This window comes from Rhodopseudomonas parapalustris, from assembly GCF_053772255.1.
The window spans coordinates 93,150-105,140 of the sequence record NZ_JAMKBZ010000016.1; the positions used below are offsets into that span (position 1 = coordinate 93,150).

Here is an 11,991-nt window from a genome sequence, read left to right on the forward strand (position 1 = left end):
GGCCAATCGTCCCCGAACGTTACGAAATCGATCAAACGCCCCTTCCGAAGCTCTTCGACCGGGTAGACGAGCGTCTCGTTTCCCACTTCGCCGACGATGATCGCCGAGAGAGCTCCAGATTGCGAGATCACGGGCGCCCCAAGTGCCCGGGGTTCATCTATACCGACCCTCTTCATGAAGGCCTTCGAACTAGAAGAACCACCCGCTGCAAGCCTTCAATGACCTCGTTTTTACTTCAGCCATCGTGCAAGCCACAGAATCGAGCAGGAAACGCTGATCGTTTGATATCCTATTACAAAATCGCTTGAAACTCTTACTTTCGCTTCGGCAAGAGCCGGGACATCGCGGATCACGTCTGACGTTGAGGCTTGATCGATTGCCTGTCGCCGCGCTCGCTCGCCTCCAGGTCTCGTATTATCTGTTCCTGCTCGGCGCGAAGCCTGGCGAGCGAATCCGTTTGCACAAGGCCGGGCGGCAGCGCCCGAGCGGGATGTTGCGAGATCGCGTGCAAGGCCTCATTGGCTGCGCTCGCTTCGCGCGCCTCGCGCACCGCCGATTTCTCGGCCTCCGTGACGACAACGCGCTGGGTGCGAGTCTCCTCCTGCGACGTGGCAGGCAAGGTCGCAACGTTTTCCTGATGCCGTTCTGCATTCACGGCGCGATCGACGAGGCGTCCGGCTTCCTCCGCCTCTCGTTGCTCGCGGAGACGCACCTGTTGCGCCTGCTCGACCAACCGCTCGGCACTTGCACCGACGATCGCCTCGACTTCAGCACGATCCAACTGCCCGACACCACGCTCCTGCACACGCTGGATATCGATCCGGTTCGCCAGCGTCTCGAGGTAGCGAGAGGAGGTCTCTCGAAACTGGCGCTTGGTCTCACCATCGAGAAGATCACTCGTGCGTGAAACGGCCTCGTTCATGCGGCGCAGATCCCTTTCCATCTGCTGGGCCGTGATCGCCATGGCAACACCCTCCTTTTCGAGCTGAGAAACGCGATTTCCGATTGTATGCAGGATCGCACCGACCGCCTGCGCAATCAGCAGACGCTCAAGCATATCTTTGGCGATCGGATTGGCGGGCTGCTCCGCCGCGACCACGCGCCAAGCCACGACGCTTTCATTGACGACTTTGCGATCGCGGGGCGACATCGGCAGGCGGATCGGATTGGCGCGCGCTACGGCGATGCGCTGACGCGCACTGTCGATAAGCCTGCGATTTGCTGGGTTCGTAGCGTATGCCCGGTCACGCGCCTCGCGGGTGGGACGTGGGCGATCGGCGGCGGCGACAATGGCCTTATCCTTCGGACCGTAGCTTTGCGACGACGCGCGCTCACGCGCGGACGTCGCCACGATCCGAAGACCTTCTGCCTGCGCATGCTGCGCGTACACCTCGCGCCACTCGCGGAAGGTCTCCGGACCCGGATGCAGCTTCTGCCCGGACTCGTTTCTGACCGCTATGACGGCGTGGACGTGAATATGTCCGGCCGCTTCCTTATCTCTGTGAATGCCGAACATGAATTTGTGATCTCCGAATCGCTCCTGTAGGAAGCTCCGCGCCGTTCGTCTCAGCGCCTCCACATCGGTGCCGGCTTTCGCCGACAACATCAGATGCATCGTGTCGCGCACCGACTGGGAGCGTAACGAAGGTCCCCAGTCTCGGGCAGCGTTCCTGCTGTCGGCGACATTGACGATACTCTTGCCTCGGTCGTCGACGGCCGTTCCGTGGGCGACGAGCTTGTTAAGACGGTAGGTAACGCCATCGCGCCCGTGATTGGTCATTCCCGGAGATATTCCAATCCTGTCTGCGGCAAGTCCGGTCGACGCACCGATCCGGTCCCTGATTTTACCCTCCGATGCCAGATCGAAACGCTTGCCGGTTGCACCTTGGTCTCGATCCCCGACAAGCTGTTGGCGAACGCGGAATCGCTCCTTCGCAGGTCCGGCCAAGGCGACGACCAGGCGCGCTTCCAGCTCGCCCGATGGTGTCGCATCGAGCCGGTATGCATAGCGATGCCCGGCGAAGCCGGCCGCGACAGCATTGTCGTAGGTCTCGCGCCCGTCTTCCGAGTCCTTCACTCCGCGTAGCGTCAGGCGAACCGCGCCGACATCCTGGCTTTCGGCCCGCTTCGAGAACGTCGCCGACCATGCCTTGATCTCGTCGGCCACAGCCTCACGTTCGCCAAGCAGACGGCCATCGTGGGTTTCGAGCGGTACGTCCTCGCGCTGCACGTACTGGCCGGTTTTCGTGGCGCGAACCGTGCCGTGCGCATAGGAGAGCACTTTGACGACCGCAGGCTGGTAGCCGGCAGCGAGCTGCCGGGCGCGTCCAGCTAGACCTCCCCCTGCCCCGCCGAGCCCGCCGGCGATCGGCGTAGGTGCAGCCGCGCGAGGCAATGCGCCACGACTGCCCCCTCCCCCATGCGACGTCACCGGAAGCGAGCGCGATCGCTCCGCGTCGCTGCGCCCGGTGATGGTTTGACCGCCGACGACGTGTTCCGTCGGCGCCGATTTCACCGGCGGAGCTCCGCGCGAGGCGCGACGCTTGAACTCATCATCCAATCCATCGAGGCCAGGCAGATAGCGGCGCATCTGCGCGGCTGAACTGACCGCCGCCTGTACCGCTTCAACCTGGGTCACCCACCAGGAAATCTGTGTTCCGCGATTCATGTAAGCTCCCGATCGGAAACGTCCGCCGGCAGCGCAAGCCGGGCCTGCCGCCGCAGCTTCGAACCGTAGGCGACCGTCATCTCCGTGAGCTCATCATTGATGGCGCTGACAACCTCGTGAAGGCCACGCCACACCGGTTCGGTGTCTTCAATGCGAACCGCCTGCCCGCGATGTATTGCGCGCAAAACCTGCGACAAGTTGCGGCCGATCATGCGCACCTGCTGCGCGAGTTCGACGACGGCGCGTGTGTTGTCGGCCGACAGAGCCGGACCCGCCTGCACGGACGCACGGATCAGGCGCCGAACCACCTCCGCCTTCGGCAAGCCGAACAGCGCGACCGCCTCCTCAAGCCGCCGTTCGTCGGCCTCGGACAACTCGGTTCGAAGCCTGGGCTTGTTGCGCGGATTCTTCGCAGGACGCGCCATCGTCGCTCCCCTCCGACTGCCATCTCAACACGCAGCGTTCGCGCAGGACTCTGCTTACGACCGGAACACCCGGCCCCGCGCGTCAGCGCTTCGGCTGCGTTCAGCAGCCGTCCCCGGTTTGGCCCACAAACCGGTATCTTGTCAACCAATATTCAATATAACGACGATCAAGCATTTCGATGCCACACCCACGATGCACAAAACAAGACTCGCCGCACGAACCGCGTCCACACAATCGGCAGCTACATCACGAATGCGATGTGGTTGGTCGCGCGAAGCCGCAAACGGATGCGAGGGCGCAACGCGGCTTTCGCACAGAGACGCTTGCAATCCCGGCAATTGACACGTATCGCGGCACTCCATCAACGCCGCAATACCGTATTCCAAGACCTCGCGATTGCGGTCGTCCATCAACATCTCACCTTTTCATCCCGTCAATGCCATTACGACGAACAACCGCAATGCGACGCTACCGGAATGAGAGAGTGCAGGCTTGAGGCATATCTATTATTCAGTATAATAGATGACGGACCCAAACCGAGGAACGCCGCCGTGGCGAGTGTCTTTGCAGTCGCGAATCCGAAAGGCGGAAGTGGCAAAACAACCATTGCCATCATCCTGGCGGGGGAGTTCGCCAAGCACGGATATTCCGTCGCCATCGTCGATGCTGATCCGCAGGGTTCATCCTATCAGTGGCACGCATCATCGATCGCACGTGGTGTTTCACCGCAGGGAATCGACCTCATCCGCGTCGCAAACGAAGCCGAACTCGTCGAGACAATCGAACGCTTGGAGACCTTCGACGTCGTCGTCGTCGACACGCCCGGCTACTATGGTGAAGTGCTGATTCAATCAGCGCTGCGCGCAGACCTGGTGGTTCTGCCGTGCAAAGTCCACACGTTCGATGCCTCGCAGGTTGTCCGCACCATCCGCAATCTCGAGCAACACGCCGCGGCCGCCGACCTTCCGATGAGCCAGCACCGGGTTCTGCTCAATGAATACGACAGCCTCGACCGCAACACGCGCCCCCTTCGCGAAGTGGTCGCGTACCTGGAGACGGAACGTGCGCCGGTCTGCTCGAATGCACTTTACAGGCGGGTGACCTACAGAACCATGACCAGTGGATGGGGATCTCTGTATCAGATGAGCGACAAGGATGAGGCCGTAAGGAAGGCGCGCGTAAATGCCGATCTTGTCGTGCGCGAGTTGCTCGCGGCAAGCCAGGGGACGGAGGCCAGATGACAGATAGTGAGCCGCCGCAGAAGGCTGGCCTGCCTCCCCTTCTCCACGACGTGTTCCGGGTTCGGCGAACCCTGCTGGCGAATGCCGACAAATCGTCGCCTCGCCCCGTAGTCGTCACGCCGGCCTATGACGATTCCGTTGGTGCGAGCCGGCGAAGCACGGGTCAGGTGACAACTGCGATGCCACGGGCGAGAAGCGCTGACCAGGGGCAAGCCGGAAGCGGGCGCAATGCGTTCTCAGCGTATGGCGAGCGTACCTCGTCGCGCCCCTATGCGTTGCGCCTTCCTGACTCGATCGACCTCGTGATTCGCCAGATCGCGGCCGAGCAACGAACGCATCCGCTTCGAATCGTCGACCGAGCGCTTTATGAGCACCTCGTCAGGCTTGGCCGCCTGCCACAGCCGGAAGACGAACAACAACGCCGATGAGAAATCGAGCGGAGCCGACCGTTGCCGCGAGGACGATAGCCGGCTGACCGCGTCCGGGAGAGGGATAGTGGGGACCTCCCCATCTCAAAGGACATCCAAAACGGGTCGACCGGGTAGAGGTCCTCCGATTGACCTCGACACGTTACGCTGAAGCGAGGCGCGGAAGACGGCCGCGACGGTCGTCCCGGATATAGTCATCAACACGATATCGCCACATGGTTCGAAGGGATTTTCCAATCCCGTGCGCCCGATGGCGACGCATGCGTTGACGGACGACTCCAAAGAAAACGGCTGGCGACCAAGGCCGCCTGCTACACGCGGTGTTCAGTGTCCGTGAGCCTCCGGCAGGATCACCGGCGTCATATCCTTGAGCTCGACGGAAAAGCCGCTGACACGACTACCGAAGACATTCGGCCCGCGGATCGTTTCGAAGACAGGCGAGAGAACCGGATACCGAATTCGCAGCATCTCGGCGAAGTCTTCGATCGGCCGCTGGGGCGCTACCGTTTCGCCGGCCGCGTTCGTTCCGACGATGAGGAGGTTGCCTGCCAGCGGGCTCCGATAACCTGTCAGCTCCGTAAAGCATGGTAGCTCGTCGGTCAGCCCGTCGTCGTCGACGACCACACAGTGGTCGCGGTCGATGCGAACCATGTCGATGCGGCTACATCCGATGTGCCGACGAATTTCCTTGAGGCTGTCCATACGATCAATAGCTACAGAGCGAATCGTGCGCTGTTCGACATTGACGAGATAGGCTGAGATAGTGGTCATGCTGATCTCCTTTCATTGCAATGACGGGAGATCGGCGCGGGCAAGTCGGACGTCGGGTCACGGATCGCGCAGCGACCGCCGGAGGCGGCCAGCGGGGGAACCGATTTTCTGCTGGCACCCGCCGGGCGCCGGCGGAAAATTGGCGGGACCGCGATGTCCTTGAGGCGATGTTCGCGGTCCGTATGATGGGACGTCTAAGCAGATGCAATCACGCCGCCGAAAGGCGGCGTGTCCGCTCCCGGCGACCAGCCGGCCCTTCAATGTTTGAACAGGCGTACCGCTTGAAGGAAAAATTTCGTTCGCTGGTCGGTATCGCCGGCATCACGCGAAAAACCGTCACGCGTTCCCGACCGGGAAAGGAAGGGGCGGCGGCATACCAGGCGCCTTGCGCCGCGAAGCATTAAGAGACAGCAACATCGGCCAGAATGAGAACTTGCCGGCGGCGGCACGGCGCGCGAGCGTGCGCAGATAGCCGCCAGGATTCTTGATCGCGCCGCCGCGCTGAAGAATCAGTGCCAAGGTTACGCTCGCGGACCCCTGCCCCATCGCTGTACAGGCCTCCTCCCATGCGCTCGGGCTCACACCGAGCAAGGGGCGCAAGAGTGTCGCCGTGTCGGTGAGGTCGCGCGCCGTGCGTAATCCGTCCCGTGAAAAGTCAGCAAAGTCCGGACATATTTCGGCGACCAGGCGCACGGGGATGTCTGTCGCACGCGTTAGTTCCGGGGCCGACGGAACGGGGTTCGGAGGGACATAGTCGTCACTCTCCCCAGAGCTAAGCTGCGGTGCACGGGCATGCTTTTCCGGAACGGGCGTGTCGAATTGCTGCTCGAGAACCGCGCGGATCCGGTCCGCCATCGCGGCCAGTTCTGCGACGACATGCTCCAGATCATCATGAGATCGCAGACCGGAAGGGCGGTCGAGGAGTTTGCGGAAATCGTGATGCAGTGTCGGCCAATCGGCGTCGACGCCCTGCTCGACACCCAGCGCGATCATCTTGGCGATATCGCGGCGTGCCAACGTGATCCGCTCCCGCAGCATCATCGCTGCGCGACGAGCCGCGCTGACGCCCGCTGCAAGATCTGCCAATTCTTCGGCGCGTACGATGAGCGGGCTAAGATCCAGACCGAAAGCGCAATCGATATCGCCGGCATGGTTTCTTCGCGCGTAACGTTTGCCGTTGGGGCTGTCACGTCGCACAACAAGACCAGCGTCGACCAGATGCGCTAGGTGTCGCCGCAAGGTAGACATGGCGAGGCCATTGGCGCGCAAAGCAAGCTCACGATTTGAGGGAAATACGACAAGGTTCGCGCCGAGCACCAGCGTCGCCTCGGAGTGGAAACTGAGCAGGGCATTGAGAATTCCCAGTGCGCGATCCGACAGGCCGAGCGCGACCTTCGCTTCGCAGACATGGCGAAACGTGGTCCACTTGTGTGTGGACGTCCCGGCCGGACAATTCCGAATGGCGCGTTGGGCTTTGAGCGCCGCTACGGTCAACCTTCGCGATCCGAAGGCTGCGGTCGGATTGTGGTCAAGCATCTGCATTCGCGCTCTCCTTGCGGGCGGGCGCGCGGCAAACAAAGACCGTGGCGCAAATGCGCAGGTCTCTTGAACTGTCGGGTGGCGCGAGCTAAGATAATGATGCGTGATTAGAGGCATTATGGCGATTGGCGTCGCCAGCCCGCTGACCCTCTTGAGAGACCCGGCTCTGCCGGGTTTTTCTTTGTCCTGTCGCGCGTCTCCTGGTTGAATCGGATCAGTCTATTATATTGAATGTTGATGAGTCGTCCAACGCCGAGAAATCGCAGCGTGACGAGGGCTCGCGGGGCGACGCGACACGGAGTGACGAACGATGCGCGAAAAGATCGAACGGGACGATGCGCCCGTGCCGCGCCCGGCATCGCCTCTGCTTCATGCATTTCAGGAGCAATTAGAGGCGCTTCGACTCGAAGCGCACCAGACGCGGGACGAATTTGCGAAACATCTCGGAATACCGCGCTCAAGTTATTTTTATCTGATGTCGGCCGCCGCCAATCCGACATTGGAGTACGTAGAACAGATCGCAAAAAGCGTGGGTGTCGAATCGTGCACCCTCCTGTGTGCCCGCTTTAGATCGACGACAGGTGAAGCACCCAACGCTAGGGCTTCTCTTGGGGAAGCCGCAAGAAAGCGCTTGCGACCCAAGAAGGTCTAATATATTGGATATGCAGCTTCATCGCGGGATGAACACGTCTTCGAAGACAGACAGCAATGCCGCTCGTACGCTCACCACGGTCAACCGATCATTCGATCCTCAGCGAAATGCTTGCGGCGCGTCTGCAGCAGCTCGAGATCGAGAACGGCGGAACCGAGCGATTTCAACGGAAGCTGGGGCTCGCGCGCGGAACCTATTACACGATCGCGCGCGGCATCGGAAACCCGACCTTTCGCACGATCGAACGGATCGCATCGGTGCTCAACATGAGCGTCTTCGAACTTCTCGGTTTCAACAACGACGACGCGCGTCGCGCGATGCGTAAATCGGGCCTTGATCTGGACAAGGTCGTTGCGGCGATCGAGAAGAAAAATTATGCGCAACGCGCTCTTGCCCGACAGACGCGGTCGCGGAAGTTGCCCTCTTAGCATCCTCCGCGATCCGAAGGGGTCGCAGATGGCGGGGAGGCTCGCGCCTCCCCGCGTTGGGGCTATGCCGCAGAGGTCTTGACGAGCCGGCCAATTTCCAGGCCGATCAGGTCGACGGTGTAGATCCGCTGGCCATCGCGCTCGTAGCTGTTCTGCCGTAGCCGGCCGCGCACGTGGACGAGGTCGCCCTTACCGACGTGCTCGTTCACGTATTTCTGGATCGACGATGTGAAGATCGTGACCTCGTTCCAGTGCTGGTCGTCCTTCCAATCGCCAGCCTTGTCTTTGAAGGGGTAGTTGGCACAGACGGTGACGCGAACCGTCTTGCCGACTGTTCTGATGGTCCCGACGTGTCCGATGAGGGTGAATTCGGCGATGTTGCGCATGGTCTCTCTCCATCTTGTGGGGCTACGCCCCGTTGCGATGGCGATCCGTGATGGACGGGAAGCCGGCACAGAGCCGGAGCGCGCGAGACGCGGGCGAAGGGCGAGCGCAGCGCTGCGTCCCGAAGCCCCATGAATTTTGGCGCCATAGGCGCGTGCGCGAGGAATGCCGATCGGGGTCCCCGCTCGCGGGGTGATCCGGCAGGGGAAAATTCCTGGGATGCAGGGACCGACGTGCTGGCGACGGCCATAGGAATCCAGCCATGCAACCGGGAGCGTTGACCTTGACTGGAGGAAGCATTTGCATACGCCATGGCAGCCTCTACATGGCGGGAGGGCCATCGCGACAGGACGATGCGCCATTCCGGATGCACCTCAACACGAAGCCGTTGGCGGATGGCACTCGGGAGATGCTGGAGACGTGGCCAGACTTCTCACCAAAGAGCCCCAAGCACTTGCTGCGGTCCTCTGCCGGCGGTTGTCCTGCGTGCGGGAGTACAGTGACCTGTCGGCGCTTATTTGGTCTCGCCCGCGCTGGGGGCCGTGTCGAGAAGCGTCTGCTTCGGGTGTGCCCTATCCGCAATAGCCATCAATTGGTCGAGCGAGAAACCGCCATGGGTCTCAGATAGTTCGATCGCGGTTTCCATGGCCTTTAATTCCTCCGCGCCAGCAAGATTGTCGAGCGCGGCCGGCATCTGAACGAAGACGGCCTCCTTGCCGGTCATCTGGATGCAATTCTGCGTCCCGGGACACTTGGTCCCAGGCACGAGATAACCCCAGCGCGGTCCAAAAGCATAAACAGCGTAAAACAGCAACTTGGCCTTCGCCTCGTTCAATCCGCTCGCACGCATGGCGTCGTAGAAGACGCGGTGTGTCTTTCTCCATGCACGAACATGGCGATCGCAATACCAGTCGTGAATGACGGCGGCGCGGATATAGCCATCCTCCCAGGGCGAGCCAACAAAGGGCTGCAGAAGCGGCGGGATTGATGCGCCGTCGGTTTTTGCATCCTTGTTGGTCTGCCAGCCGAGCCCCTCGGGGTCCACAAACCCGAAGTCCGCAGCGAGCAATTTGTGGCCGGGATCTCCGGCGATATCAACGAGCCCAAACGTTCCGGTGAAGCAATTGCGGTCGCTCGTCGCTTTACACAAAGTAATTGCCGACGCATCGCCAGTCGCTAACAGGATGCTGGCGCAGCAGAGTAACAGTGCCACCGCAATTTTCATCGCCTGCCCTCCCCTTGCGTCCATCACGCTGAACGATTTTCACGGAGATGCAAGCTGATTTGCACGGTCAGAATCGAAGGGAGATGGTTCGTCAGCTTCGGCCATTTGTGGATCAGCCGGCGCGCCACGCAGACTGGCGACCCGCGCGACCGTCCCGGCTCCCATCAATTCAGGACTGGTCGGACGGTGATCTCGGACGGATCAGTCATTTTGCCCATCACGTCGCCGACCGCCAACCGAAGTTCGTCCTGGACGTCGTTCAGGCCGACGTTTCCGGTGTAGGCCGACAACGCCGCCAATTTCAACGCGGCGAGCATCGTCGCCTCGCTTCCCAAACCGCGCGCGAGTTTCGCCTCCGGATGCTTGTCCAGCACCGCCATGGCCGCACGCGTGATGGTTTCACCAAGCTCGTCAATCAAGGCGTCGAACACCGTGAGTTCGACATCAGTTTCCGATCGACTCGGCCGCAATGATACGGGGGCGTTCTTGATCGCGAGCGTCACCTCTCCGACGACCTCGTCCACAAGGCCAACGATCTCATGCGCGCGGACATCGAGTTCCTTCCACGGGATACAGCGTGTCCCCAGGCCCTGCTGCGCGCGATTTTCAGCCGGCGACCGTGCTGCGATCCGCGCATTGATCGTGAGGCCGGACCGATCGTCGCCGAAAATCGTCATGATCCGCACGCGGGCAGGACGCTCGCTCGTATTTCTCAGTGCCTCCGCCCGATCCAGCGCTGCGGCGATGGCCTGGCCGACGGACATGGTCGTTCCGGACATATCAATATCCCCCGTAGTTCGCGCTGACGAGGCCGAACATCGCAAGCACGATATCCGAGTCGGCCGGACCGTGTGGAGTCGATGCTCATCGAGCTTGCTTGTCACGCTGGTCGCTTTTCGCGGCGCTGCGAATTGATCTGCGCCATGAGGATTGGCCCGATCGAGAATTCGCCCGTTTCAGCTTTTCGTGTCAGGCCGCGCAAATAACCGCCGGCCGATCGGATCGCGGGGCCGCGCTGGAGGATGCAGGCAACCACGACGGCGGCCTGCATTTCGCCCATGACTGACTTCGCGTCTTCCCAGGCGCTCGCACTAATACCGAGCATCGGGCGTACGACGGCCGCGGTCGCCAGCAGATCGCGCCAGTTCGAAATCCCGCCCTTGGCGTAGTCGGCGATGTCCGGGCACGCGCTCATCACCATGCCAAGTGGATAGGCCATCTCCACAACCCGTACCGTTTGCGATTGTGGCACCGCCCTCGCCGCCCCGCTTTCTCGAAAGCCAGGTTCAAGATCAATTAAGGGGTCTGGTTTTGAATTCTGTATGTGGCGCTCATTGCTGGACTCATTGGCGCTCATATCCTGAGTTTTAATATGTGTTTCCAGGAGGTTGAGGACGTCGTCGGCCAATTGAGCCAATTCCTCCGCAGCAGACTGAAGCTCCGCAAGGGACGCCGTGCGGGGAATCCCTTCCACGATCGCGCGGAAGCCGGCGTGCACCTCCGTCCAGTCGGCGGGCCCCTGCCCTTCCCTGCGCGTTGGCACACCTTCCTCGATCCCGGTCGCAATCATCTTGGCGATATCGCGCCGACAAAGCGTGATGCGCTCGCGTGCGAGCTTGATTTCACGTGCTTCGGCCTCGACAGCGGCCGCCAGGCGCTCGAACTCCTCCGCGCGGACGACGAGCGGCGACAGGTCGAAGCCGAAGGCGAGTTCGACGTCACCCGAGGCACCCTTGCGCGCGTAACGCTTGCCGTTGGGGCTATCGCGCCGGATAACCAAACCGGCGTCGACCAGAACTGCCAGGTGCCGACGCAGCGTCGACGCCGGCATGCCGTGCGCGCGCAACGAGAGCTGACGGTTCGATGGGAAGACGATGAGGTCTTCCTCACCGGTCAGCGCTGTCTCAGGGTGGAAGGTGAGAAGCGCGTTCAACACCGAAAGCGCGCGTTCGGTAACGCCGAGGCTCGGCCGTGCCAAACAGATGGCGTGGAAGATCTTCCATTTATGCACGACCTTCTCGGGCGGGCGTGATGACGCGGCCATCTGGGTCGCCACATGAGCAAGCGTCAGCGATCGCCGCCCGAAAGGCGTCGTCGGGGTATGTGTCTCCATGTCCTTGCCCTCATTGAGGCAAAGAAAATTTGCTCGCCAAAACGACGCCGTCTCTTATGAGACTCTTGACTGCGATTCGCGAAAGTGATTCTCTACAAGTCGCCAAACTGTGAGAG

13 protein-coding genes are annotated in these 11,991 nt (G+C 61.5%); 4 read left to right on the forward strand and 9 right to left on the reverse strand.

Features of this window, described 5'->3' with window-relative positions; all coding sequences use genetic code 11:
* Positions 1-349: 349 nt before the first annotated feature.
* The 3 genes from M9H71_RS15325 to M9H71_RS15335 all read right to left on the reverse strand — a co-directional run bounded on the left by M9H71_RS15325 (position 350) and on the right by M9H71_RS15335 (position 3,504).
* Positions 350-2,668, reverse strand: a complete 2,319-nt coding sequence (locus M9H71_RS15325; protein WP_455405826.1) for a relaxase/mobilization nuclease domain-containing protein — start codon at positions 2,666-2,668, stop codon at positions 350-352.
* Entirely contained in the window at positions 2,665-3,093 is a 429-nt protein-coding gene (locus tag M9H71_RS15330; protein ID WP_455405827.1) for a hypothetical protein, read from the reverse strand. The genes M9H71_RS15325 and M9H71_RS15330 overlap by 4 nt, the downstream gene beginning before the upstream one ends.
* A gap of 141 nt (positions 3,094-3,234) precedes the next feature.
* Positions 3,235-3,504, reverse strand: coding sequence for a hypothetical protein (locus M9H71_RS15335; RefSeq protein ID WP_455405828.1), 270 nt, complete (start codon positions 3,502-3,504; stop codon positions 3,235-3,237).
* A 141-nt stretch (positions 3,505-3,645) separates the two neighbouring features.
* Between M9H71_RS15335 and M9H71_RS15340 the strand changes: the two genes are divergently transcribed.
* Positions 3,646-4,335, forward strand: a complete 690-nt coding sequence (locus tag M9H71_RS15340; protein ID WP_455405829.1) for a ParA family protein — start codon at positions 3,646-3,648, stop codon at positions 4,333-4,335.
* Entirely contained in the window at positions 4,332-4,763 is a 432-nt protein-coding gene (locus M9H71_RS15345) for a hypothetical protein (RefSeq protein WP_455405830.1), read from the forward strand. The genes M9H71_RS15340 and M9H71_RS15345 overlap by 4 nt, the downstream gene beginning before the upstream one ends.
* A 324-nt stretch (positions 4,764-5,087) precedes the next feature.
* Here M9H71_RS15345 and M9H71_RS15350 read toward each other — a convergent pair whose 3' ends face one another.
* A complete protein-coding gene (locus M9H71_RS15350; protein WP_455405831.1) occupies positions 5,088-5,534 on the reverse strand; it encodes a DUF3846 domain-containing protein in 447 nt (148 codons plus the stop codon).
* Positions 5,535-5,870: 336 nt separating this feature from the next.
* Positions 5,871-7,076, reverse strand: a complete 1,206-nt coding sequence (gene repC, locus M9H71_RS15355) for a plasmid replication protein RepC (RefSeq protein WP_455405832.1) — start codon at positions 7,074-7,076, stop codon at positions 5,871-5,873.
* 307 nt (positions 7,077-7,383) lie between these two features.
* On the opposite strand from repC (M9H71_RS15355), the gene M9H71_RS15360 reads away from it, so the two are divergent.
* Both M9H71_RS15360 and M9H71_RS15365 read left to right on the forward strand, forming a co-directional pair.
* A complete protein-coding gene (locus tag M9H71_RS15360; protein WP_455405833.1) occupies positions 7,384-7,725 on the forward strand; it encodes a helix-turn-helix domain-containing protein in 342 nt (113 codons plus the stop codon).
* 56 nt (positions 7,726-7,781) lie between these two features.
* Positions 7,782-8,153 carry a helix-turn-helix domain-containing protein gene (locus tag M9H71_RS15365; RefSeq protein ID WP_455405834.1) on the forward strand — a complete coding sequence of 124 codons (372 nt, stop codon included), beginning with the start codon at positions 7,782-7,784 and terminating at the stop codon, positions 8,151-8,153.
* A 62-nt stretch (positions 8,154-8,215) separates the two neighbouring features.
* On the opposite strand, the gene M9H71_RS15370 is transcribed toward M9H71_RS15365, so the two are convergent.
* The 4 genes from M9H71_RS15370 to repC (M9H71_RS15385) all read right to left on the reverse strand — a co-directional run bounded on the left by M9H71_RS15370 (position 8,216) and on the right by repC (M9H71_RS15385) (position 11,875).
* Positions 8,216-8,539, reverse strand: coding sequence for a single-stranded DNA-binding protein (locus tag M9H71_RS15370; RefSeq protein WP_455405835.1), 324 nt, complete (start codon positions 8,537-8,539; stop codon positions 8,216-8,218).
* Between the two features lie 512 nt (positions 8,540-9,051).
* On the reverse strand, positions 9,052-9,762 hold the full coding sequence (locus M9H71_RS15375) for a DUF1353 domain-containing protein (protein WP_455405836.1): 711 nt from the start codon (positions 9,760-9,762) through the stop codon (positions 9,052-9,054).
* A gap of 164 nt (positions 9,763-9,926) precedes the next feature.
* Complete coding sequence (locus M9H71_RS15380) at positions 9,927-10,541, reverse strand: hypothetical protein (RefSeq protein ID WP_455405837.1); 615 nt, start codon at positions 10,539-10,541, stop codon at positions 9,927-9,929.
* Positions 10,542-10,642: 101 nt separating this feature from the next.
* Positions 10,643-11,875 (reverse strand): plasmid replication protein RepC, encoded by a 1,233-nt coding sequence (gene repC / locus M9H71_RS15385; RefSeq protein WP_455405838.1) that lies wholly within the window; start codon positions 11,873-11,875, stop codon positions 10,643-10,645.
* Positions 11,876-11,991: the final 116 nt, after the last annotated feature.

Excerpts from the sequence above, each read along its gene's own strand:
- M9H71_RS15380 (WP_455405837.1), bottom strand. The coding sequence starts at position 10,541 with ATGTCCGGAACGACCATGTCCGTCGGCCAGGCCATCGCCGCAGCGCTG.
- M9H71_RS15325 (WP_455405826.1), bottom strand. The coding sequence starts at position 2,668 with ATGAATCGCGGAACACAGATTTCCTGGTGGGTGACCCAGGTTGAAGCG.
- M9H71_RS15370 (WP_455405835.1), bottom strand. The coding sequence starts at position 8,539 with ATGCGCAACATCGCCGAATTCACCCTCATCGGACACGTCGGGACCATC.
- M9H71_RS15365 (WP_455405834.1), top strand. The coding sequence starts at position 7,782 with ATGCCGCTCGTACGCTCACCACGGTCAACCGATCATTCGATCCTCAGC.
- repC (WP_455405838.1), bottom strand. The coding sequence starts at position 11,875 with ATGGAGACACATACCCCGACGACGCCTTTCGGGCGGCGATCGCTGACG.
- M9H71_RS15350 (WP_455405831.1), bottom strand. The coding sequence starts at position 5,534 with ATGACCACTATCTCAGCCTATCTCGTCAATGTCGAACAGCGCACGATT.
- M9H71_RS15375 (WP_455405836.1), bottom strand. The coding sequence starts at position 9,762 with ATGAAAATTGCGGTGGCACTGTTACTCTGCTGCGCCAGCATCCTGTTA.
- M9H71_RS15335 (WP_455405828.1), bottom strand. The coding sequence starts at position 3,504 with ATGGACGACCGCAATCGCGAGGTCTTGGAATACGGTATTGCGGCGTTG.
- M9H71_RS15345 (WP_455405830.1), top strand. The coding sequence starts at position 4,332 with ATGACAGATAGTGAGCCGCCGCAGAAGGCTGGCCTGCCTCCCCTTCTC.
- M9H71_RS15330 (WP_455405827.1), bottom strand. The coding sequence starts at position 3,093 with ATGGCGCGTCCTGCGAAGAATCCGCGCAACAAGCCCAGGCTTCGAACC.
- M9H71_RS15360 (WP_455405833.1), top strand. The coding sequence starts at position 7,384 with ATGCGCGAAAAGATCGAACGGGACGATGCGCCCGTGCCGCGCCCGGCA.
- repC (WP_455405832.1), bottom strand. The coding sequence starts at position 7,076 with ATGCAGATGCTTGACCACAATCCGACCGCAGCCTTCGGATCGCGAAGG.